Below are 21,828 nucleotides of genomic sequence, written 5' to 3'. Positions count from 1 at the left end.
CCTGCCCCGGCGCCCGTGATGCGCGACGCCTGCCACGGGTCTGTCCCACGCCGATCAACGCTGCACCAGCCCGCCTTCGCAGGGCGCAGCCCGGTCCGACCCATCGGTATCAGCCGCATGCGCATCAGTCGCTCCTCAGGATCCAGAGCTGCAACAGCGACACGATCAGCAGGATGGTGAACAACACCACCGTCTGCGCCGCGGCATAGCCCATGTTGAAGCCGTTGAAGGCCGTGTCATAAATCATCAGCACCAGCGGTTTGGTCGAATTCAGCGGCCCGCCCGGGTTGTTCGTCGTCATGTTGAACACATGATCGAAAATCCGCAGGAACCCGATGGAGGAAAACACGACGATAAACACCAGTGTCGGGCGCAACAGCGGCAGGGTGATCTGCGTGAGCTGTGTCCACCAGCCGACCCCGTCGATCCGCGCCGCCTCGTAATAGCTGACCGGAATGGCCCGCAGCCCGGCCATGAAGATGATCACCTGGAACCCGAGCCCCGCCCAGACAGCGGGCGCGAGAACCGATGGCAGCGCGTTGGTCGTCGAATTGAGGAAGGCCACCTGAGAGAGCCCGACGGAGGCCAGGAGATTGTTGAACAGCCCGATCGGCACCGGCTGGTAGAACCAGCGCCAGACCCAGGCCATCGCCACCGCCGAGGTCATGAATGGCAGGAAATACAACATGCGCAGAAACCCGTGCATGAACCGCGTCTTGTCGAGGTGATAGGCGATCACGAAGCTGATCACGAGGCTCACCGGCGTGCCGATCAGAAGATAGGCAAAGGTGTTCCGGAACACCTGCCAGAACACCGGATCGTTCCACAATTCACGATAGTTTTCGAGACCGGCCCATGTGCGATCACCCAGCAGATTCCAGTTCTGGAACGAGATCAAAAAGGCGTTGCCGGTGGGATAGAACCGGATCACGCCGTAAAACAGGACCGGGATTGCGAGAAAAGCCCACGCCCAGACGATCTGTTTTTGCTTGATGGTCAGGTTGCGATACATGCGGTGCTGCTTGCTGTGGAGGCGAATTCGGCGCGGACCAATGCCGCGGGTCTGGCGGCGTGCCGTGGCGGGGCCGATGCGCGGGGATCCAGGGCCGCGATGCCAGGCGTCCGGGAAAAGCTCGGGGCGCGGCCTGCACGTATCAGACCAGAACGCCCCGAGAGTCGGTCGGGAAACCCGGCGCCCCGGGAATAGGCGGGCGCCGGCAGGGAGGTTCGGTTATTCCTTGTAAGCCGCGTCGAGGATCTTCTGCTCCGCTTCGGCGGCAATGGCGAGGCTCTCCTCAAGCGGCATATCCTGAAGCGTCATCCGCTCGATCATTTCCACCATGAGCTGACGCTGAGCGCTTTCGTTCACGAATTTCGTGGTATGGGCGTATTCCAGACCACGGATGAACGGCCCGAAAACCTCGTTCTGTGCGTTCTCCTCGGTGAGGCCCACCGACGGCTTTGCCGGCAACTCGCCCACCACGTCGAGCCAGATCTGCATGGCTTCGTCAGAGGTGATATACTGCATGAACTTCACGGCCGCGTCGTATTTCTCGCCTTCGGCCTTGGTGGTGATCGCATTCACCCAGTAGGACGAATAATTTGACTGCGCCCCGTCGGCCGTGGCCGGAAGCTCCGTGACGCCCCATTTGAGCCCGCGCGTGTTGTTGAGCGATCCGATGCGGAAGGACCCGTCGATATGCATGCCCGCGCGGCCCGCCTTGAAGGCGGCCTGCGGCTCGTCCATGAACCCGACCGCCGAAACCGCGTCGTCCCCCATGAACAGATCGGTGTAGAAACCGAGCGCCGCCTTGCCCGCGTCGCTGTTGTAATTCACCGTCTGGTAATCATCCACATAGGGTTCGCCACCGAATTGGCGGATCAGGCCTTCGCGCCACCAGTGGTGATCCTGTGCGGTCATGCCTGCGGTGATGCCCACTTGCGTGATATTGCCCGCGCCGTCGCGCTTGGTCAGTGCCGCCGCGGTCTCAACCAGCTCGTCGAGCGTTTCCGGCGGCCCGTCGATGCCCGCCTCCTCGAACAGACGCTCGTTGTAAAACAGCGCCAATGAGCGCACGGCGGTCGGGAGCGCCCAATACCGGTCACCCTCCTTCATCGCCTGCACCATCGGGAAGAACGCCTCGTCAATTTCCGCCGCCGGGAACGTGTCCGCCGGGAGCGGCTGGATCAACTGAGCTTCCTTGTAGTCGTTCAACCATCCGTAAAACAGCTGCACCACGTCCGGCCCTTCGCCCGCAGGCACCGCGGCCGCCACCTTGGTGCGGTAATCCGCATAGGGGAAATGCGTCATCGTCACCGTGATATCGGGATTGGCCGCCTGGAAATTCTCGATCAGCTGCTCCATCGCCGTGACCCGGGCGTCAAAGAAATACTGCCAGTATTCGATCTCGACCGCGTCAGCGGCACTTGCGGCGAACAGCGCCGCGCTGGTGGCACTGGCGAGGGCGACGCCCCGGACGGACTTTCCCGTGATGGTCTTGAACATGCGCAATCTCCCGTTGGCGGTGGCGGGCGCGTCTCTCATGCTGCGCAACCCTGCCTTGCGCCGATATTAACTCAAACCACTTGAGCTATCAACCCGCTTGAGTTAATCCCAGAGGCATGATCTCCGCGCCGTTTCCGCAAGGCTCGAACGCCGAACGCTCGCGCATGACGAACCGTCAGGCGGTGCTTGGGCATATCAAATCGCAAGGGGCCATGGGCCGTGCGCAGCTCGCCCGGGCGCTTGGCCTCTCGACCCAGGCCATCAGCAACATCATCGCCGAACTGACCGCAGAGGGGCTGCTGGTCGAAACCGGCACGCAGGTCTCCGGGCGCGGGCTTCCGGCGGTGCAATATGGCGTCAACCCCAAGGGCGGCTACGCGCTTGGCGTAGAGGTGCGTCCGGCCGCCGTGTTCACGGCGCTGCTCGATCTGAGCGGCGAGCCGGTGATCACCCGGCGCCGCGCACTGGACGATCCGACCCCGTCGGCGGTTCTTGGCATCGTCGGCACCATGCGCGACGCGATGCTCGCCAAAACCGGCGTTGATCCCGGCCTGCTGATGGGGGCCGGTGTGGTGATGCCCGGCCCTTTCGGACAAACCGGGCTTGCCGGGCACAGCGCGGACCTGCCGGGATGGCAGACAGTCGCTCCGGAGGTGCTCTTCGAGACCGCGCTGGGGCTGCCCATCGAACTCAGCAACGACGCCAACGCCGCCGCCATGGCCGAGCGGATCGGCGGTGTTGCGCGCGCGGTGCACAGCTACGCCTATCTCTATTTCGGAACCGGCCTCGGGCTTGGCCTCGTCTCCGCCGGACAGCTTGTCACCGGGGCCTTCGGGAATGCCGGTGAGATCGGGCACATCCCGGTGACCACCAAGACCGGCCCTGCCCCGCTCGAAAGCTGTCTCAGCCGGGTGTCGGTGCAGGCCCATCTCGCCGCCTCGGGGCGGCACGCGCCGGACGTCGCCGCGCTGGATGCGCTGCACCGGGCCGGGGATGCCGCGCTGCGCGACTGGATCGCCGAAGCCGCAGCCGCCCTCGGGCAAGCCCTGCACATCATCGAGAACCTGTTTGATCCGCAAACCGTGATCCTTGGAGGGGCCATGCCCGCCGCACTGCTCGACGATCTGATCGCCGCCACCACGCCGCCGGCTGGCTCGGTCTCGGCGCGCGACGACAATCCCCTTCCGCGCCTGATGCGTGGCGCATCGGGCCGCATGACCGCAACGATCGGGGCGGCCTCGCTTATTCTCAACCGCGCCTACTCGCCGCGCGCGGCTGCGTTGTGAGGACCGGAAGGCCCCCCGGCGCGCCAAGAGCCACCGCAGACGGCCAGCCCCGTCAAGACCCGGAAAGGACACTCCGCCATGCCCCTCTCTGACCCGGACCGGATCCGCCGGGACGCAAGCCGACCGCGCATCGTGGCCCTATGGGAAGCGCTTGCCGGATTGCGCTCGACCCTGTCCTTCATGCAATCCGGCGCCCATCCGGATGACGAAACCTCTTCGATGCTGGCGGCGCTCTGGCTGCTCGACGGCATCGCGCTGAGCTATGCCTGTTCCACCCGTGGCGAGGGGGGCCAGAACGATATCGGCACGGAGGCCAGCGAAGCCCTGGGCGTGTTGCGCACCGCCGAAATGGAACGCGCCGCCGACCGGCTGAACATGCGGCTCTACTGGCATTCTCAAACCGCCGACGACACGCTCTTTGACTTCGGTTTCTCCAAGTCCGGCGTGGAGACCATATCCCGATGGGGCGAAGCGCGCACATTGGCGCGGTTCGTCGAGATCGTGCGCACCGAACGGCCCGACATCCTCTGCCCGACCTTCCTCGACATTCCCGGCCAGCACGGCCATCACCGGGCAATGACGCAGGCCGCGCATCAGGTGATGGGTCTGGCGGCCGATCCCGGTTTTGCCGGATGCACCCTGCCCGTCTGGCAGGTGTCAAAGCTCTATCTCCCCGCGTGGTCCGGCGCGGGTCAGGCCTATGATGACGACCTTCCCCCACCGCCCGAAACGCTGCGGATCGTGGCGGCTGGGGAGGACCCGGTCACCGGGTTCTCCTTTGCCCGGATCGGTCAGCAATCGCGGGTCTTTCACGCGACGCAAGGCATGGGTCGCTGGACGCCGCCGGGCACCGGACAGGACTGGCCGCTGCACCTTGCCGAAAGCCACGTGCCCGGACCCGATGACCGCCTCGCGGCGGGTCTGCCGGCCACGCTTGGCGCGCTTGGCCACGCGGCCTGCGACCGCGCGCAAACCCATATCGATGCGGCCCTTGCCGCCTTTCCGGACCGGGCGGAGGTCCTGACCGAGGCGGCCGCCGCGCTGTCCTGCCTTCAGGGGTTTGACCCTGCTCCAGAACACGCGCACCGGGTTGCCCGCAAGATCACACAACTGTCGCGCGTGATCCTCCATGCCTCCGGCGTCGAGGCCCGCGGCCGTCTGGACCGCGACTGGCTGCGCCAATCGGACAGCACCCGCGTCGCCATCGAAAGCGCACCGGGCATGGCGGACCGGCTGCACACCGGCCTCACGCTCCCGGCGGGCTGGCACCACACACCCGCCGGGGACAGTGTGACGCTGAGCGGCGCGCCTGTCAGCGATCCCTATCCCGCATTCCACGACCCCGAACGGCCCGCGGCCCCGGCGCTGCGGCTTGCCATCGAGGCGCGCGGCGTGATGGCCGCCATCGACCTGCCTCTCGAAGTGCCACCCGTGGTGCTGCCCGATCATGCGGTCACACCGGGCCGCCCCACCGATGTGGTGAACCGCGCTGCAACACGCCGCACGGTGGATGTGCCGATGACGGACATTGCCCCCGCAGATGCCGAGACGCAACTCGCCCTGCCCGATGGCTGGACCCAGGAGACGATCCAGGGCGGCCTGCGCATCAGCTTGCCCGGAGAGGTGGCCGATGGGCTCTATACCCTGCCGATCACCGTGGCCGGGCGCCCTGCCAGCACGGTGCGTCGGATCGTCCATGACCATGTCGACCATCGCGCCCTGACAACCCCGGCGCAGGTGCAGGTGCGCGTGCTCGACGCGGCCCTGCCCGATGCGCGCATCGGCTATATCGGCGCGGAGCGGGACCGCGTCGGCCACTGGCTCGACAGGATGGGCTGCACGGTGGACGCGGTCTCCGACACGGCGCTTGGCTCCGATATCGGGCTGGAGGCCTACGACACGCTGGTTGTCGGGATCTTCGCGCTGAAATTCCGCGCCGGGCTGGCCGACGCATGGCCGCGCATCCGCGACTGGGTGGCCCGCGGCGGCACCCTTGTCACGCTCTATCACCGCCCCTGGGACAATTGGGCGCCGGACGCCATGCCCGCGCGGCTCGAAATCGGCCAGCCCTCGCTGCGCTGGCGCGTCACCGACCAGAACGCCGTCGTGACGCCGCTCGGCGCGCATCCCTGTCTTGAACACCCCAACACGATCACGCCCGAGGACTGGACCGGATGGCACAAGGAACGCGGCCTCTATTTTGCCAAATCCTGGGACGATGCCTACACGCCGCTGCTGTCCATGGCCGACCCCGACGAAGACCCCCATCAAGGCGCGCTGCTCTGCGGAGATTTCGGCAAGGGGCGCCACATTCACTGCGCGCTGATCCTGCATCACCAAATGGAAAAACTCGTGCCCGGCGCCTTCCGCCTGATGGCCAATCTTTGCGCCCGGCGCGGCTGAGGCCCGCATGACGGCGGCGCGCGACCCGCGCAACCTCGCCGGGGGCGCGTGGATCCTCGCGGACATGGCGCTCAACATCTGGGCGCTGAGCATCGTGAAGGCGATGGGCCTCGACTATGGCCCGGCACAGCTCGTGTTTCTGCGCGCCTGCGTCGGGCTGGCGCTGATTGCCCCTTGGATCTGGCGCGACAGGCGCGCGTTCCGCGGCGTCGACAAGCCGGTGTTGCACCTAGCGCGGGTTGCGGCGTCGATGCTGGCGCTTTCGGCCAGCTTCTTTGCACTGGCGCGCATGCCGTTCGCGTTGTTCTCGGCGATCGGGTTCACGCGACCCTTCGTCATGATGGCGCTCGCGGCGCTGTTGCTGCACGAACGGATTCCGGCCCGGCGCTGGCTCGCGGCTCTCGTGGCCTTTGTGGGCGTGCTCGTCGCGGTGAACCCCGCGCAGATGGCCGCCCCGTCTGCGGCCCTTCTGGCCGCTCTGGCAACGGTGGTCTTCGGCTCTCTCGCGGTGATCCTGACGCGGGCTCTGGCGGGCACGCCGACCGTCGTGATGATGGCTTTCTACACCGGGGGGCTGACCCTGTTCAGCGCGCCCCTGGCCTTCTTGAGCTGGGTGCCTGTGACCGCGGCAGACTGGGTGCCACTTCTCGCAATCGGGTTTTTTGCCCAAAGCGCGCAGCTCTGTTTTCTCCGGGCCCATGCGCTGGCGGAAGCCGGGTTCCTCGCGCCGCTGGGTTATCTCAGCCTCGTGATGACAACCGCCGTGGGCTGGGCGGTGTTTGCCGAACGGCCCAATGCCGCGTTTGTGATCGGCGCGACGCTGATCCTTGCCGCCGCCCTGTGGACCACCCGCACCGCCGGCACCGCACGCCGCAGCTGACACCGGCACGCCACCGGCCGAAAGAACCGCGCGCACGGCTTGCGGATCGGCGCGGCGCGGTGCACCGTCGCCAAAACCCAACCGAGCGGACAGACCATGCGCCCAGATCACCTTCCCTTGCCTGCCGCCCTGACCGGACTGCGCCTGCCGATGATCGGCGCGCCGCTTTTCCTCATTTCCGGGCCGGAGCTTGTCATCGCCCAGTGCAAGGCCGGTATCATCGGCAGCTTTCCGGCCCTCAATGCCCGCGAGGCGGAGGGCGAGCCTGCGATGCTGGAAACCTGGCTGCGCCGCATCACCGAAGCGCTCGACGCGCATAATCAGGCCAACCCCGACACGCCCGCCGCGCCGTTTGCGGTCAACCAGATCGTGCATCGGTCCAATGCCCGGCTGATGCGCGATGTGGAGATCTGCGCCCGCTGGAAAGTGCCGGTCTGGATCACCTCGCTGGGCGCGCGCGAAGAGGTCAACGCGGCCGCGCATGACGCGGGCGGCGTTGTCCTGCACGATGTGATCAACAACACCTTTGCGCGCAAAGCCATTGCCAAGGGTGCCGACGGGCTGGTTGCGGTGGCCGCCGGGGCCGGTGGCCATGCGGGCCAGCAATCGCCCTTTGCCCTGATCGCCGAGATCCGCACGTGGTTTGACGGGCCGCTGGCCCTTTCGGGAGCGATTGCCACCGGGCGGGCGCTTCTTGCCGCGCGGGTGCTGGGCGCGGATTTCGGCTATGTTGGCTCGCCATTCATCGCCACCGAAGAGGCGCAAGCCGACGCCGCCTACAAGGCGATGATCTGTGAAAGCGGCGCAGAAGACATCGTGACCTCCGCGCTCTTTACCGGTGTATCGGGCAATTACCTCGCCCCTTCGATCGCCAAGGCCGGGCTCGACCCGCACAATCTCGACTCCGCGCAAACGCGCATGGATTTTTCAAAAGGCTCCTCGAAACCGCGCAATTGGAAGGATATCTGGGGCGCAGGTCAGGGGATCGGGGCAGTGCGTGACGTGGTGCCCGCCGCAACACTGGTGGCGCGGATCGCAGAAGACTATGCCCGGGCCAAGCAGGAAAGCGCGGCGCTGTGATCACGCTGATCCGCCACGGTCAGGCGCGCTTTGGAACCGAGGATTACGACCGGCTGTCCGATCTCGGTTTCGAACAGGCCCGCGCTCTGGGGCGCGCCCTCAAACGGCGCGGCATGGCGGCCCCGACAACGTTTGCCCGTGGCACCCTGCGGCGCCAGCGCGAAACGCTGGAGGCGCTCTGCGACGGGTTCGAGGTCGCCCCGGAGACGGTGCAGGTCCTGCCCGGTCTGGACGAATTCGATTTTGGCGCGCTGCTGGCGGCGCGCTTTGCGTCTGAACCCGCCCCCGAGGGGCTGAACTCCGACCGCAAGCTGCATTTCCGCGTTTTGCGCGACACCGTTCTCGGATGGCAGCGCGATGAAATCGCTCAGCCGCCAGAGCCCTTCTCGGGCTTTGCTGCCCGCGTGCGCGCCGCCGCCGAGACGCTGCGCGGCGCGCGCGACGCCATCGCGGTCAGCTCGGCCGGACCGATTGCGCTCATGGTGGCTCAGGCGCTCGACGCCCCCGACAGCCAGATGATCCGTCTCCAGCTTCAGATGCGCAACACCGCCGTCACGCGGTTGCGCGCTGGCCGCGCGGCGCTGTTTCTGGACGGGTTCAACGAAACGCCGCATATTGCCGGCGAAACCGATCCGCTTCTGACCTACAGCTAGAACAGGACCTCATGGACTTGCACCCTCTCGACACCGATGCGGTGAGCCGCTGGGCCACGGCCCATATCCCGGGTTTCTCCGGGCCGGTGACGGCCACCAAATTCGAGACCGGCCAATCGAACCCGACCTATCGGCTCTCGACGCCGGGGCGGGACTACGTTCTGCGCCGCAAGCCGCCCGGCGTCCTGTTGAAATCCGCGCATGCGGTCGACCGCGAATTCCGCGTTCAATCGGCCTTGTCCGGCACCGATGTGCCAGTGGCGAAGATGCACGCGCTTTGCGAGGACGAAGACGTGATCGGCTCGGCGTTCTACATCATGGATTTCGTGCGTGGCCGCAATTTCGACGACCCGCGTCTGCCGGAATTGATGCGGGCGGAGCGCCCGGTCGCGCTCGGCGAGATGAACCGGGTGCTGGCCGCGATCCACGATGTCGATCTCGACGCCACGGGGCTGGCCGATTTTGGACCACGCGGCAATTACTACCGCCGCCAGATCGACCGCTGGACCAAGCAATACCGCGCCTCCGAGACGGAGACCATCGCGGATATGGATGCGCTGATCACGTGGCTCGATGCCAATCTGCCGGAAGATGACGGCCAGGTCTGTCTCGTTCATGGCGATTATCGGATCGACAACATGCTGTTTTCGCATGACGGCAGCGCCTGCCTTGCGGTTCTGGATTGGGAATTGTCCACGCTTGGGCATCCCTATGCGGATCTCGCCGCCGTTCTGATGCAATGGTCGCGCGCGCCCGGCCCCACCGGACGTGGCCTCGCCGGAGTCGACCGGGGCGCACAGGGCCTGCCGTCCGATCAGGCCTTCATCGATGCCTATTGCGTGCGGCGCGGGCTCACCGGGATCGACCGGTTTGGCTTCTATCTCGCCTTCGCGTTTTTTCGGATGGCAGCCATCCTGCAGGGTGTGAAACGCCGCGCGCTGGATGGCAACGCCTCGAATCCGCAGCGGGGCCTCGAACTCGGTGCCTTGGTGCCGGAATTTGCCCGCGACGGGTTGCAGGCCGCCCGCGACGGCTGAGCGGCTGCACCTGCGCCTTTGCGGGTGCGCCATGCGCCGAAGACAGGCCCCGGCACCCCACCATCGGTTTGGCGCTCTCGCTGCGCGCACCGCCCAAGGCAAAACGACCCGCGCGCGTGCCGGATGCGTCAGGAAGAAGCCTGCGCCGCCGCACGCATCTCGCTGAGCGTCATACGCGGGGTCAGCGCCTCGGCAGAGATCACAAGATCAAGCACGGCGCCGGTCTTTGACGCCAGCGCGCGGTCAAACGCCTCCGCGAAATCCTCGGTTCGCTCGACCCGTTCACCGTGAAAGCCGTAAGCTCTTGCCAAAGCGGCGAAATCCGGGCTGACCATATCCGTTCCGGACACCCGCGCGGGGTAATGACGCTCTTGGTGGGCGCGGATGGTGCCGTAGATTCCGTTGTTGAGAATCAGCACGATGGGCTGCGCGCCGGCTTGCGCAGCGGTGGCAAGCTCCTGACAGTTCATCTGAAAATCGCCGTCCCCGGCAAAACACACCACGCAGCGCGCAGGGTCTGCAACTTTCGCGGCAATGGCCGCGGGCAGGCCATACCCCATGGCCCCCGATTGCGGCGCCAGAAGCCGCGCCTTCGGACCGAAGGGAAAGAACTTGTTGGGCCAGACGGTGAAATTTCCCGCACCGTTGGTCAGGATCACGTCGTCGGGCAACACCGCGCGCAAGTGCCGCGTCACTGCCGTCATGTCCACCGGCGAGGGCTGCTCGGGCGCGTCGAGGCTGGCCTCGAAGGCCGTCCGCCCGGCGGCACGCCACGCCGCCCAGTCGCCCCGGACCGGCGCAAGCGCCTGCGCACAGGCGTTTGGCCCGGCTTGTATCGCCAGATCCGGCGCGTAGATCTTGCCGATCTCGTCGGTGTCGTTGTGCACGTGGATCAAGGTTTGCGCCGGTTCCGGCACCGCCAGAAGGCTGTAGCCATCGGTGGTCATCTCGCCGAACCGCACATTCAGCGCGAGGATGGTATCCGCGTCGCGGATGAGCGCCTTGACATGCGGCGGCATGCCGACACCCGCCTCGCCGCAATAGACCGGTGCCGTGTTGTTGAAGCGGTCCTGATAGCGGAAGGCCGCAACCACCGGGATATCCGATGCCTCGGCAAAGCCTTCCAGCGCGGTCTTGCCCGCATCGGTCCAGTTGCACCCGCCCAAAAGGATCAACGGCCGCCGCGCCGCCGCAAGCATTGCCATCGCGCGATCCAGCGCCCCGGCCTCCGGCGCAGCCTCGGCGATGGTGACCGGGCGGCTGATGGGCGCGGCATCGGTCATGGCGCTGAGCACGTCCTCCGGCAGAGCGATCACCACCGGCCCCGGCCGCCCGGAAGAGGCCGTGATCCACGCGCGTGAGACGATTTCCGGCAGGCGCTCGACCCGTTCGACCTCCGTCGCCCATTTGGCGAGCGGGCCAAACGTGGCGCGGTAGTCCACCTCCTGAAACGCCTCGCGACCCTTCATGTCGCCGCCCACCTGGCCCACAAAAAGCAGCATGGGCGCGCTGTCCTGTCGCGCGGTATGCACACCGATAGAGGCGTTCGTGGCCCCGGGGCCGCGCGTGACGAACGCGATGCCCGGTTGCCCGGTCAGCTTGCCCCAGGCCGCCGCCATGAAGCCCGCCCCGCCTTCGTTGCGGCAGAGCACGAAGTCGAACGCGCCTTGCGTGTCATGCAGCGCATCCAGCACCGGAAGATAGCTTTCGCCCGGGACCCCGAAACACTTCGTCGCCCCAAGGGCTTGCAAGGACGCCACCAAAAGTTCGCCACCGCTGCGCATCACATGATCCCTTCCGTCAAACCTGTCGCACCCAAGCCCTGCCAGAGGGCCGCGCGGCGCGCAAGACGCCGTTTTATCTGTCTGCCCGGGACAGGCATGCGCCCTGGCCGGATGGGCACCGCACCCGCCATAAACCTGCCAAAGGCGCCAAAGGCGGGAAGCGCCGCCAAGAAGCACGGCGCCGGGACGCGACACAGGCACCACAAAAAAAACCCTGCCCCGGGCAAATCCGGGACAGGGCAAATGACGCAAATGCCGTTCTCCGCGACGTCAGCCAGCCACGGTCACAACAACACGGCCCTTGACCTGGCCCTTGAGAATATCCTTGCCCAGCTTCGGCAAATCGCCCAGCGTCGCAGGCTCGATCATCGCCTCCAGCTTGTCCATCGGAAGATCCGACGCGATCCGCTGCCACGCGCGCACCCGGTTTTCATAGGGCTGCATCACGCTGTCGATCCCCAGAAGGTTGACCCCCCGTAGGATGAAGGGCGTGATCAGCGCGCCTTCGATGGCGGCACCGCCCGCAAGGCCAATCGCCGCGACCGACCCGCCGTATTTCATCTGCTTGAGCACGCGGCCCAGCATTGCACCGGCCACCGCGTCCACGCAGCCCGCCCAGCGCTCGCTTTCCAGCGGCTTGCGGGTCACTTCGCTCAACTCCTCCCGGGCCACGATCTCCGTCGCACCGAGGCTGCGCAGGTAATCGGCCTGCTCCGCCCGGCCCGTGACGGCGGCAACCTCATAACCGAGATTGGCCAGAATGGCCGTGGCCACGGAGCCGACGCCCCCTGCGGCGCCGGTCACAAGCACGGGACCGTCACCGGGCTTGACGCCCTGATCCTCAAGCGCCATCACCGCCAGCATCGCGGTCAGACCCGCGGTCCCAACCGCCATGGCCGCGCGCGCATCTAGCCCGTCGGGCAGCGGCACAAGCCAATCGGCTTTCACGCGGGCTTTCTCCGCGTAACCGCCCCAATGCGCCTCCCCCACGCGCCAGCCGGTCAACACGACCTTGTCGCCCGGCTTGTAACGGTCATCATCGGACGCCTCGACCGTGCCGGCAAAATCGATACCCGGCACATGGGGATACGTGCGCACAAGCCCCGCGCCCGGCCCGATGCAGAGCCCGTCCTTGTAGTTCACCGTCGAATATTCGACCGCAACCGTCACATCCCCGTCCGGCAGATCGCTCTCGGCAATCTCCTCCACCGCGGCCGATGTCTTGCCTTCATCATCCTTGCGAACCAACAGCGCTTTCATGGCGTGCTCCTTCTCTCAATGTCTGCGATGTGGCGGCACGGCCCCGCCGGGCCTTGCCACATCCCGATCCTTCTTTGCCCGGCCCGCCTGTCTTGGGCCGGGGTCGTCACCGGCGCGGGATACCGCGTCGCGGCACCGGTTGCACCCCCTCGACACCCGGCGTCCCCGGCGGCCCCGTTCCGGGCAGGACCGCGCCGCGCAGCTCTGTTCTGGCGCCCGCGATCAGGCCCAGAACGCCGCTTTCACGATCGCCTCACGCGCGCCTTCCGGCGTCTCCACCGTCAGCCGAGTGCCCGGTTTCCAATGTGTCATCCGCACCATGCCAATCCCGACATTCGTTTTGAAATCAGGCGAATAGGCCGCAGAGCTCACCCGGCCGACCTTTTCGCCATCCGCCATCAGGGGCCAGTGATGCGCACAGCGTCCAACCGGATCTCCGGGTATTTCAATCGGGCGGATCTGGCGCGTTGGCCCGTCCCGCTCGACCCGAAGCAAGGCATCCCGTCCGATACAGGTGATGGCCGCGTTCATGTGGCAGAACTTGCCGAGGCCACATTCGAACGGGGTGTTCTCCGCGGTCATGTCGCTGCCGAAGGACAAAAGCCCTCCTTCCGTCCGCTCGATGTAATTCGGACAGCCCGCGCGCACCTGAAGATCCGTTCCCGCCTCCATCAACGCGTTCCAAAGCGGCATGCCAAGCGCCGTGTCCGGCACGTAGATCTCGAAGCCACCCTGCTTGGAATAGCCCGAGCGGGCGATGATCATCCACGTGTCCTGAAACTCGAACCAGCCAAACCGGAAGAAGCGCACGGCGCTGATGCCATCGCCAAAGACCCGCGCCATCAAGGCATCGGCCTTTGGCCCCTGCACCGCCAGCGGCGAGACATCCGGCTCGCTTACCAGCACATCGAGTCGCATGGCCCAGGCGATCCCCTTGACCCACAGCAACAGGTCGCTGTCGGCGATGGAGATCCACCAATGGTCTTCCGCGATCTTCAAGGCGACCGGATCGTTGAGCATCCCGCCCGTTTCGTCCACCACCGGGACATAGTAGCACTGCCCCGGCAGCATCCCGCGCAGATCGCGCGGCGTCAGAAGCTGCATCAGCCGCCCCGCGTCGGGACCCCGCAGTTCCACCTGCCGTTCGCAGGACACGTCCCAGACCTGAACATGGGTCTTGAGGTGGCGATAATCCGCTTCCGGGCTTTCGAACGCCGCAGGCAGCAGCATACGGTTGTAAACCGTGTAGGCCGACACACCCGCCCCTTCGACCCCGTCTGTAAAGGGCGTCCGGCGCGTCCGGTGCGTCGGTGACATGGCTGCAAGGTTCATTCCACCGCCCTCCCCGTTCCGGTGTCGAAGCGACGGCAAAACGGCCCCTTCGTCCGGGTTTTCATGATCATACGCATCGCCATCCCTCCCAAAACGACGATGGCGGGGCTTAGCGCCCCGGCCCTTTCCAGTCGATCTGACAGATTTCGGCGGACCGCCCGTCGAAATCCCAGACACGACCAAAGGCGCGCACGCGCCCTTGCGTGGCGGTGGCCACCGTGATGTCCGCACCCATCCAGTATTTGGTGTTGGTGGCGACGATATCCTTGTCCGGATCATGCCCCTCGACCGGCACAACCGATCCCTTGATCTTCTTGCCCACGGTCAGACGGCGCTCCTTGCCCTCGGTCTCGAAGGTGATCGGGGCGCGCTCGGCACCGAGATAGGTCGACACCAGCATCCCGAAGAGCCCCGTGGTGCCCTTGGCCTGACCGGAAAAGATCATCTCCAGCGCCTCGAAGGCTTCGTCGGAGGCGCGCTCGTCGATAAACGCCGCCGCGGTCCAGTTGCCCCGTGCCATCCGCTCCGGAATCTCGAGGAACAACCCCACATTCAGGCCGGACAGGTCCACGTCGCCATACTGGCCCTCATCGATGCGAATGCCCGACCACGCCTGACAGTGCCCTTCCGTCGGCGGGTGCGCCCCCAGCGAGACGACGCAAGGGCAGAACACCGTGCAATTGCAATTGAGGATCAGCTCCCCCTTGATCGTCCACGGCACGGTGCCCGGCGCCATATCCTTTGGCATGGTTTTGTCCCTCCTTCGTTTGGATCGCCTCCACGATCCGTGGTTTTCCATCCGTGACCGCGCGGTCGCGACACGCGGCTCAGAGCAGGCCCAGCGCCGCGAGCCCCGCGGCTCCAAGCAGTCCATATCCCAATGGCTGGGTCAGCGGCGCGCCCAGCCGGGGCAGCTTTTCAACAACCATCAGCACGGTCGCGGCCCCCATCCACGCCAGGTTCATCGTGCCGCCCACAAATCCAAGCGCCATCAAGGTCCAGCAGCAGCCAAGGCACACCGCGCCCATCCGCACCCCCATGCGCCAGGCGCCCGCGTCCCAGTGCTGCATGAAGAAAGTGAGCGGCGCGCGGCATTTGCTCAGGCAGGCCGCCTTCAGCGTGCTGAACTGGTAGAGCCCCGCCCCCGCGAGCAACCCCGCCGTCAGCCAGCGCGAGGTAGACACCCCGATTGCATCGACCCAGCCGGTCTGCCACAGCGCCATCTGCGCAATTGCCGCAATCGCGGCAAACCCGGCCCAAACCGCGAGGAACCCGCCAACAAAGCGCAACGCATCATGCGAGCTGGTGCCCGGCAGGTCATCGAAGCTGGCAAGCGCGGGCAATGCCGTGGGCAGCATCATCGCCGCCGCCATCGCGCTCCACATCGCCCAGAGCTTGACCCCACCGGCCATGTCCGGCGTCACCGTGCAGAGCGCCTCCCAGAAATCCGGACCATAGAGCGCCGAAAGCGCGCGCAAGTCCGCAGGCACAGACATGACCCAGAGCACCGCCCACCCCGCAAGGATCGCGCCAAAGGCAACCCCCCAGTGCAGCGCGGCCATCGACCGAATGCGCTCTGCCCACATCGCTTGCGTCCTCTCCACATCTGCGGCCGCAAGAGACGCGCCTTGTGCGGCCCCAACGGTGCGCGCCGGTCGCGGTGCCGATTGTGCAGGCGCAGCGACTCGGACAAATGTCTTACAATTGACGGACTCCTTGCCAGAGTTTTAAATGTCTGACAAATGAAATCTCCAACCCGGCGCAGGAGTCCCGCGTGAAAACGACCCTCGATTCAGACCGCGATCTGTCTGCGCAGATCGCCTCCGCGATCCGGGACGCAATCGTATCGGGCCAGTTGATCGTCGATGAACGCCTGCCCTCCGAAGCCGAGCTGGCAGACACGTTTGCCGTTTCCCGGCCGACGGTGCGCGAGGCGTTGAAGCGGCTCGCCGCGCAGAGCCTGATCCGCACGCAGCGCGGCGCGTCGGGCGGGGCTTTCGTGAACCGGTTGAGCTATGATGAGACCGTCGGTCAGCAGATTACGACCGCCACCCTGCTCCTGTCGATGAACGAGGTCGATTTCGAGACGGCCTGCGAGGCGCGTTTCGCGCTTGAAAAGGCCTGCGCCCCGGCCTCGGCCCGCCGCCGCAGTGCCGATCATCTGGCCGCCATGCGCGCCGAAATCCATCGCCAGAGCCAGCCGGGGCTGTCGGACGAAGGGTTTTGCGCCTCCGATGTCGCCTTTCACCGCGCGCTTGTCGAAGGGGCTGGAAACCCGGTGCTGGGCTGGCATCTGGCCGGGGCCATCGAGGGCATGCAACCCTTGATGAACATGATCACCTTCTCGGCCCGAGACCGGGCGCGCATCGTTGGGCTGCACGATGCCATTGCAAATGCGTTGGAGGCCCGCGACGCGCAAGGCGTGCAAACCGGGCTCGACGCGCTGGAGCACGAAACCCTGCGACTGGCCGGACAGGTCCGCGCCGCGCGAGCCGCGCGCCGCCGCTGAACACGCCGCGCGCTGCCGCCTTCATGAACCGCGCACCGATGTGCGCCCCGTCATCAGCGCTGAAACCGGATGGCGCGAGCCGATCCCCCTGCCGGACCGCGCCACGGCCCCTGCGGGCAGCCCGCCCCTATTACGCGATGGGAGAAGCGTGGCCCCGCGCGGCGATGGCGCGCAGGCTGCGTTTGCGTGCGTCCGGAATGCGATTCGTCTCAACCCCGGTAAAGACATGCAGCGTGCCAAATCTGCGGTCGATCACGGCGTGATCGCTGACCCAGCCTCCCAGCGACAGATATCCGCGCAACAGCGCCGGGATGGCGCTGCGCCCGTCTCTGCCATGCGCCGCCCCCAGCTCTGCGAGCCGCACGGTTTCAGGCGCGCGCATGCCCGGTGACAGCGCCGTCGGCGCGGCATGGTGCCGGGCAAGCCAGCTCAATCCTTCCGCGTGCACAGCGGGATCACAGCCCGCAAAACTGGAACATCCAAAAAGCAACCCGACGTCATATGCATCACAAATTCGGGTCAGCATCCCCCAGATCAGGCGAATGGTCTCCGGCTCGGCGGGATGCGGCGCGACACAGAAGCGCCCGATCTCCAACATGGGCCGCGGATAAGCGGCCAGCCCGGATAGATCATAGAACTCGGCAGCCGGCCCGTTCAGAGCATCGGCCCCCGCGCGATGCAAATGCACCCGACAGCCGCCGACAAGATCCCCGCTTGACCGGCATTCGATCAGGATATGGCCGCAATGCGCGTCATGCGTTTCCGCACAAGCCCCGTGCGGACCAAAAAGCCGTCCGCGCAGGGCCAGCGCCGCCTCGAAATCCTGAGCGTTTTCCGCGAAACGCGCCACTTGCGCCCCACGCTCAAGCGGCGGCGCGCCAAAACCCGGCGTGTGAAACGCTGTCTCCGGACGCTCGGCCGGTCCGGCACTCACGGCCCGCTCCGGGCGCGTCACGCCCCTGCTCAGCCGCCACCCAGCAGCTGGCCGGCGTTGATCCCGCCGATATTGCCAAAGAGCTTGCGGATGAAACCGATATCGCCATCCGAGGTTTCGGTCACGCGCCGCGTCAACGGCACAACGCGCCCGTCCTCCAACCCGTAGGTCGCGATATTCTGCACCACGCCCGCTTCGTCGAAGGTGATGGCAAGAATACGCCGATCGACCACCTCAGTGCGCTGCCAGGCAAACTGGCGCGTGTCACTCTGGATGTAATAATACCCGCTGTCGTTCAACACACCCGAGGTGGTGGGCACCCCGACAAGGTCTTCGACCGATTCTCTGGTGTCGATGCCCGGCACGATCTGTTGCAGGTCTTCCTCTGACGGCATCCAGCCATGGCTGCGATACTGCGCGGTGCAGGCGCCTGTGGCGAGCGTGACACCCAGCGCCACGACCAAAGCCATGGCGCGTCTTGTCGTTCTCGGTCTGCCGCGCATCGTGCACCTCTTGCCTAAAGCCGATATGGCTCATACTTCGATTATACTTAGATTGCAGCCCGTTCAAGACAGGGAAACCTCATCATGCCCGCATCCCCCGCCCCGTCGACGGTCCTTCCCGTGGCCCGGCTGTCGCAATCCGGCCCCACGCGCTTCTCGCTCGAACCCGATGCGCAGACCCGTGCCGCACTGGCCAGCACACTGGGGATCAGCGCCCTGCGCAAGCTGCGATTTGCCGGGACGATCACCGCCAAAGGTCGGCGCGCTTTCGAATTGCAGGCCGATCTCGGGGTGACCGTGGTGCAGCCTTGCGTGGTGACCCTTGCTTCGGTCACCACCCGAATCGATATGCCGGTGCTGCGCCGGTTCGTTCCCGAAGAGGATCTCGTGCCCGAAACCACCGAAGCCGGCGCCGAGGTGGAAATGCCCGAAGACGACACGCTCGAACCGCTCGGCGCGCAGATCGACCTCGAAGCCGTGATGACCGAAGCGATATCGCTCGCGCTGCCAAGCTATCCGCGCGCCGAAGGCGCAACGCTTGAGCCGGTTCAGGTGGCCGAGGACGGCGTTGTGCCGCTGACCGACGACGATGTGAAACCTTTTGCCGGGTTGGCCGCGCTGCGTGACAAACTTGGCGGCGGCAGTTCCGGGGATTGATCGCGCACCCGCTCGCGCCGGCCGTCGCGCGTTGCGCGGCATGGGCGACTCACCCGGGCTCCGCCCGATGGGCGCCAAACGCCGCCCCGTCTGGCGTGTCCGCCCGCCCGTCACACGGCCCGAAGCGCCGCATAACAGGGCAGCCGATGCGCGTTCAGCCCCGAAATGACAGGGAAAACGGGGCTTGGGCCAAATCCGCTCTTGCGTCGACGCGCGTTCTGCGTATTTTCGCGCGCTCGCACCACTCCGAACAAAATGCGCTGCGGTGGAGAGATTAACGGGTTGTGTCGGGGGGCCTTCTGCCCTTATGACGCAGCCTAACCCTGACGGAAGAACGGCCGACCTGGCCTGCTTTCCCGACGGTCCGGTGACAGGCCGGGATTGAACACGACGGGCCCCGCGCCCCGGTCACACGAGATATCATACGAGGTTGAGACATGGCCGTCCAACAGAACAAGGTTTCCAAATCCCGTCGCAACAACCGCCGGGCTCACGACGCACTTTCGGGCGCAAACCCGAATGAGTGCGACAACTGCGGCGAGCTCAAGCGCCCGCACCACGTCTGCCCGTCCTGCGGTCACTACGCAGAGCGCGAAGTCGTCGCGATGACCGACGAAATCGATCTGGACGAAGACGCCGCCTGATTGCCCTGATCCGGACCCGCTCGCATGACCTCAGCGCAGGATCACGAAACCGCGGGTCCCTCCCTTGGGCAGGACGCTTCTGGCACCACCGTGTCGGCTGATCCCCGCGGACAGGGCTCCCCTGCCGCGGGTCGTGTCGTTTTGTCGGTCGACGCGATGGGTGGCGACCTCGGCCCTGCCGTGGTTGTCGAAGGCATCGCGCGCTCCGCCAAGATCAATCCCGAGATCGAGTTCCTGCTGCATGGCCCTGAACCAGAGCTGCGCAGGCTGGTCGACAAGCGCCGCGGTCTCGCGGAGCGCTGCACCATCCGCCATGCGGATGACGTCGTGTCCATGGAAGACAAGCCGAGCCAGGTGATGCGCCACGGCAAGGGCACCTCCATGTGGTCGGCGCTCGAATCGGTCCGTGCGGGCGAGGCAAAGGTGGCCGTGTCCTGTGGCAATACCGGTGCGCTCATGGCGCTGTCCATGATCCGCCTGCGCAAGTTGCCGGGTGTCAACCGCCCGGCCATCGCCATCCTCTGGCCGTCGCGCAATCCGCAAGGCTTCAACGTGATGCTGGACGTCGGCGCCGACATCAAGGCCGATGCCCAGGACCTGTTGCAATACGCGCTCATGGGGGCGTCTTATGCACGCAACGGTCTCGAGCTGACGCGGCCGCGTATCGGGCTGCTCAATGTCGGCACCGAAGAGCACAAGGGCCGCGCCGAGCTCAAGGAAGCCCACGAGCTGATCGCCGCGCAGGCACAGACCGCCAGCTTTGAGTTCGTCGGCTTTGTCGAGGGCGGCGATATTCCCGGCAATCGCTGCGACGTGATCGTGACCGATGGGTTTACCGGAAATGTCGCCCTCAAGACCGGCGAAGGCACGGCATCGCTCATCGGCGACCTTCTGCGCGAGGCCTTCGCCTACACGCCGCTGTCGCGGCTCGCCTCGCTTCTCGCGCTGACCTCGCTACGCCGCCTCAAGGCCCGGATCGACCCGCGCCGCGTCAACGGCGGCGTGTTTCTCGGCCTGAACGGCACGGTGGTCAAATCCCATGGCTCTGCCGATGCAACGGGGGTGTCTTCCGCCGTCAAGCTGGCCTTCGAGTTGGCCCGCTCCGGATTTGCCGAACGGCTCGCCGCGCGCATTGCGCTCTCCGCCGAAGCCGTGACCCGCGCCGGATCGGACGCCACGGGCGCGGCAGCGCAGGACGGCCCGGCACAAGACGGCGCCCCCGACACGCAGGGCGCTCCGGGCAACGCGACACATTCTGATACTGGGAACCGAGACGCATGACCGACTCCTCAAGCAGCGCACGGGTCACACGGGCCGTGATCATCGGGACGGGCCATTACCTGCCAGAGCGTGTTGTGGAGAATGCCGAGTTCGAAAAGACCATCGACACCAGCGACGAATGGATTCGCTCGCGTTCCGGGATCGAGCGGCGCCACTTCGCCGCCGAGGATGAGACAACCTCCGATCTGGCGACCCATGCCGCGCAGGCTGCGCTGCGCGATGCCGGGATCGAGGCCAATGACATCGACGCCATCGTGCTGGCAACCTCCACCGCCGATCTGACCTTTCCGTCCGCGGCGACCATGGTGCAGGCCCGGCTCGGCATGGAGCGTGGTTTTGCCTTCGACGTACAGGCGGTCTGCGCCGGTTTCATCTTTGCGCTCAGCAATGCCAACGCGCTGATCGTCTCCGGCCAGGCCAGGCGCGTCATGGTGATCGGCGCCGAAACCTTCAGCCGCATCATGGACTGGTCCGACCGCGGCACCTGCGTGCTTTTCGGCGACGGGGCGGGCGCGGTGATCCTCGAAGCCCAGCCCGGCACGGGCGAGACCAGCGACCGGGGGATTCTGGCGACCGATCTGCATTCGGACGGGCGGTTTCGCGACATTCTCTACGTCGATGGTGGGGTCTCCACGCAATCGACGGGGTTTTTGCGCATGCAAGGGCGCGAGGTTTTCCGCCACGCGGTCGAAAAGCTCGCATCCACGGCACAGGCCTCGCTCGAAAAAGCGGGCATGACCGCCGATCAGGTCGATTGGGTCGTGCCGCACCAGGCCAATATCCGCATCATCTCCGGCACCGCCAAAAAGCTTGGCCTGCCCATGGAGCGCGTCGTTGTCACAGTGCAGGACCACGGCAACACATCCGCGGCCTCGATCCCGCTGGCGCTCTCCGTGGGGCGCGCGAGGGGGCAGATCAAGACAGGCGACGTGGTTGTGACCGAGGCCATCGGCGGCGGCCTGGCCTGGGGCTCAGTCCTGCTGCGCTGGTAGGCCCGCACCCCGCGCGCACCGGCAGAGCGGTTCGCGAATCCCCTGCCCCCGGATACGCGCGCAATTCGCCCTGTCCGGCCGCGTAAG

General features: G+C 66.2%; 20 protein-coding genes. 11 read left to right on the top strand and 9 right to left on the bottom strand.

The annotated features are described in order from the left end of the window. Positions 1-124: 124 nt before the first annotated feature. Positions 125-1,012 (bottom strand): carbohydrate ABC transporter permease, encoded by an 888-nt coding sequence (locus tag J1C49_RS17535; protein ID WP_227447137.1) that lies wholly within the window; start codon positions 1,010-1,012, stop codon positions 125-127. Positions 1,013-1,231: 219 nt separating this feature from the next. Next, positions 1,232-2,506 (bottom strand): extracellular solute-binding protein, encoded by a 1,275-nt coding sequence (locus tag J1C49_RS17530; protein WP_227447136.1) that lies wholly within the window; start codon positions 2,504-2,506, stop codon positions 1,232-1,234. 164 nt (positions 2,507-2,670) lie between these two features. On the opposite strand from J1C49_RS17530, the gene J1C49_RS17525 reads away from it, so the two are divergent. The 6 genes from J1C49_RS17525 to J1C49_RS17500 all read left to right on the top strand — a co-directional run bounded on the left by J1C49_RS17525 (position 2,671) and on the right by J1C49_RS17500 (position 9,845). After that, the gene (locus J1C49_RS17525) at positions 2,671-3,792 is read left to right on the top strand and encodes an ROK family transcriptional regulator (RefSeq protein WP_227447135.1); all 1,122 of its coding nucleotides are present in this window, start codon (positions 2,671-2,673) and stop codon (positions 3,790-3,792) included. A gap of 78 nt (positions 3,793-3,870) precedes the next feature. Next, entirely contained in the window at positions 3,871-6,195 is a 2,325-nt protein-coding gene (locus J1C49_RS17520; protein WP_227447134.1) for a PIG-L family deacetylase, read from the top strand. A 7-nt stretch (positions 6,196-6,202) separates the two neighbouring features. Beyond that, entirely contained in the window at positions 6,203-7,075 is an 873-nt protein-coding gene (locus J1C49_RS17515) for a DMT family transporter (RefSeq protein ID WP_227447133.1), read from the top strand. Positions 7,076-7,171: 96 nt separating this feature from the next. Next, positions 7,172-8,155 (top strand): nitronate monooxygenase family protein, encoded by a 984-nt coding sequence (locus tag J1C49_RS17510; protein ID WP_227447132.1) that lies wholly within the window; start codon positions 7,172-7,174, stop codon positions 8,153-8,155. Further along, entirely contained in the window at positions 8,152-8,808 is a 657-nt protein-coding gene (locus J1C49_RS17505; protein ID WP_227447131.1) for a histidine phosphatase family protein, read from the top strand. Before J1C49_RS17510 ends, J1C49_RS17505 begins: the two co-directional genes overlap by 4 nt. Before the next feature lie 11 nt (positions 8,809-8,819). Further along, positions 8,820-9,845: a phosphotransferase family protein gene (locus tag J1C49_RS17500; RefSeq protein ID WP_227447130.1), complete on the top strand. Its 1,026-nt coding sequence runs from the start codon at positions 8,820-8,822 to the stop codon at positions 9,843-9,845. A 128-nt stretch (positions 9,846-9,973) separates the two neighbouring features. Here J1C49_RS17500 and J1C49_RS17495 read toward each other — a convergent pair whose 3' ends face one another. The 5 genes from J1C49_RS17495 to J1C49_RS17475 form a co-directional block, all read right to left on the bottom strand. Beyond that, positions 9,974-11,629, bottom strand: a complete 1,656-nt coding sequence (locus J1C49_RS17495; RefSeq protein WP_227447129.1) for a thiamine pyrophosphate-dependent enzyme — start codon at positions 11,627-11,629, stop codon at positions 9,974-9,976. 270 nt (positions 11,630-11,899) lie between these two features. Then, positions 11,900-12,889, bottom strand: coding sequence for an oxidoreductase (locus J1C49_RS17490; protein WP_227447128.1), 990 nt, complete (start codon positions 12,887-12,889; stop codon positions 11,900-11,902). Between the two features lie 222 nt (positions 12,890-13,111). After that, entirely contained in the window at positions 13,112-14,221 is a 1,110-nt protein-coding gene (locus tag J1C49_RS17485; RefSeq protein WP_227447127.1) for a dimethylsulfoniopropionate demethylase, read from the bottom strand. A 109-nt stretch (positions 14,222-14,330) separates the two neighbouring features. Beyond that, positions 14,331-14,969, bottom strand: a complete 639-nt coding sequence (locus J1C49_RS17480) for a DUF1326 domain-containing protein (protein WP_227447126.1) — start codon at positions 14,967-14,969, stop codon at positions 14,331-14,333. 79 nt (positions 14,970-15,048) lie between these two features. After that, a complete protein-coding gene (locus J1C49_RS17475; RefSeq protein ID WP_227447125.1) occupies positions 15,049-15,807 on the bottom strand; it encodes a DUF2182 domain-containing protein in 759 nt (252 codons plus the stop codon). A gap of 188 nt (positions 15,808-15,995) precedes the next feature. Here J1C49_RS17475 and J1C49_RS17470 point away from each other — a divergent pair, with 188 nt between their 5' ends. Further along, entirely contained in the window at positions 15,996-16,730 is a 735-nt protein-coding gene (locus tag J1C49_RS17470) for an FCD domain-containing protein (RefSeq protein WP_227447124.1), read from the top strand. Between the two features lie 130 nt (positions 16,731-16,860). Here the strand turns inward: J1C49_RS17470 and J1C49_RS17465 are convergent, their stop codons facing one another. Beyond that, positions 16,861-17,664, bottom strand: a complete 804-nt coding sequence (locus J1C49_RS17465) for a GNAT family N-acyltransferase (protein WP_227447123.1) — start codon at positions 17,662-17,664, stop codon at positions 16,861-16,863. A 29-nt stretch (positions 17,665-17,693) separates the two neighbouring features. After that, complete coding sequence (locus J1C49_RS17460) at positions 17,694-18,134, bottom strand: outer membrane protein assembly factor BamE (protein ID WP_227447122.1); 441 nt, start codon at positions 18,132-18,134, stop codon at positions 17,694-17,696. Between the two features lie 117 nt (positions 18,135-18,251). Between J1C49_RS17460 and J1C49_RS17455 the strand changes: the two genes are divergently transcribed. The 4 genes from J1C49_RS17455 to J1C49_RS17440 all read left to right on the top strand — a co-directional run bounded on the left by J1C49_RS17455 (position 18,252) and on the right by J1C49_RS17440 (position 21,741). Beyond that, positions 18,252-18,824, top strand: a complete 573-nt coding sequence (locus J1C49_RS17455) for a DUF177 domain-containing protein (protein WP_227447121.1) — start codon at positions 18,252-18,254, stop codon at positions 18,822-18,824. Between the two features lie 437 nt (positions 18,825-19,261). Next, positions 19,262-19,468: a 50S ribosomal protein L32 gene (gene rpmF / locus J1C49_RS17450; protein ID WP_227447120.1), complete on the top strand. Its 207-nt coding sequence runs from the start codon at positions 19,262-19,264 to the stop codon at positions 19,466-19,468. A 24-nt stretch (positions 19,469-19,492) separates the two neighbouring features. Then, on the top strand, positions 19,493-20,749 hold the full coding sequence (gene plsX, locus J1C49_RS17445; RefSeq protein ID WP_370639431.1) for a phosphate acyltransferase PlsX: 1,257 nt from the start codon (positions 19,493-19,495) through the stop codon (positions 20,747-20,749). After that, positions 20,746-21,741 carry a beta-ketoacyl-ACP synthase III gene (locus J1C49_RS17440; protein ID WP_227447119.1) on the top strand — a complete coding sequence of 332 codons (996 nt, stop codon included), beginning with the start codon at positions 20,746-20,748 and terminating at the stop codon, positions 21,739-21,741. The genes plsX and J1C49_RS17440 overlap by 4 nt, the downstream gene beginning before the upstream one ends. The last annotated feature ends 87 nt before the right edge of the window (positions 21,742-21,828 follow it).

The organism is Cognatishimia sp. F0-27, from assembly GCF_020667845.1.
Taxonomy (GTDB): Bacteria; Pseudomonadota; Alphaproteobacteria; order Rhodobacterales; family Rhodobacteraceae; genus JAFMPQ01.
The sequence above is the reverse complement of the archived record's forward strand: the minus strand, read 5'-3'. Positions and strand labels throughout refer to the sequence as shown.

Excerpts from the sequence above, each read along its gene's own strand:
- J1C49_RS17500 (WP_227447130.1), top strand. The coding sequence starts at position 8,820 with ATGGACTTGCACCCTCTCGACACCGATGCGGTGAGCCGCTGGGCCACG.
- J1C49_RS17525 (WP_227447135.1), top strand. The coding sequence starts at position 2,671 with ATGACGAACCGTCAGGCGGTGCTTGGGCATATCAAATCGCAAGGGGCC.
- J1C49_RS17520 (WP_227447134.1), top strand. The coding sequence starts at position 3,871 with ATGCCCCTCTCTGACCCGGACCGGATCCGCCGGGACGCAAGCCGACCG.
- J1C49_RS17515 (WP_227447133.1), top strand. The coding sequence starts at position 6,203 with ATGACGGCGGCGCGCGACCCGCGCAACCTCGCCGGGGGCGCGTGGATC.
- J1C49_RS17495 (WP_227447129.1), bottom strand. The coding sequence starts at position 11,629 with ATGCGCAGCGGTGGCGAACTTTTGGTGGCGTCCTTGCAAGCCCTTGGG.
- J1C49_RS17490 (WP_227447128.1), bottom strand. The coding sequence starts at position 12,889 with ATGAAAGCGCTGTTGGTTCGCAAGGATGATGAAGGCAAGACATCGGCC.
- J1C49_RS17535 (WP_227447137.1), bottom strand. The coding sequence starts at position 1,012 with ATGTATCGCAACCTGACCATCAAGCAAAAACAGATCGTCTGGGCGTGG.
- J1C49_RS17485 (WP_227447127.1), bottom strand. The coding sequence starts at position 14,221 with ATGAACCTTGCAGCCATGTCACCGACGCACCGGACGCGCCGGACGCCC.
- J1C49_RS17455 (WP_227447121.1), top strand. The coding sequence starts at position 18,252 with ATGCCCGCATCCCCCGCCCCGTCGACGGTCCTTCCCGTGGCCCGGCTG.
- J1C49_RS17475 (WP_227447125.1), bottom strand. The coding sequence starts at position 15,807 with ATGTGGGCAGAGCGCATTCGGTCGATGGCCGCGCTGCACTGGGGGGTT.
- plsX (WP_370639431.1), top strand. The coding sequence starts at position 19,493 with ATGACCTCAGCGCAGGATCACGAAACCGCGGGTCCCTCCCTTGGGCAG.
- J1C49_RS17530 (WP_227447136.1), bottom strand. The coding sequence starts at position 2,506 with ATGTTCAAGACCATCACGGGAAAGTCCGTCCGGGGCGTCGCCCTCGCC.
- J1C49_RS17510 (WP_227447132.1), top strand. The coding sequence starts at position 7,172 with ATGCGCCCAGATCACCTTCCCTTGCCTGCCGCCCTGACCGGACTGCGC.
- J1C49_RS17480 (WP_227447126.1), bottom strand. The coding sequence starts at position 14,969 with ATGCCAAAGGATATGGCGCCGGGCACCGTGCCGTGGACGATCAAGGGG.
- rpmF (WP_227447120.1), top strand. The coding sequence starts at position 19,262 with ATGGCCGTCCAACAGAACAAGGTTTCCAAATCCCGTCGCAACAACCGC.
- J1C49_RS17440 (WP_227447119.1), top strand. The coding sequence starts at position 20,746 with ATGACCGACTCCTCAAGCAGCGCACGGGTCACACGGGCCGTGATCATC.
- J1C49_RS17460 (WP_227447122.1), bottom strand. The coding sequence starts at position 18,134 with ATGGCTTTGGTCGTGGCGCTGGGTGTCACGCTCGCCACAGGCGCCTGC.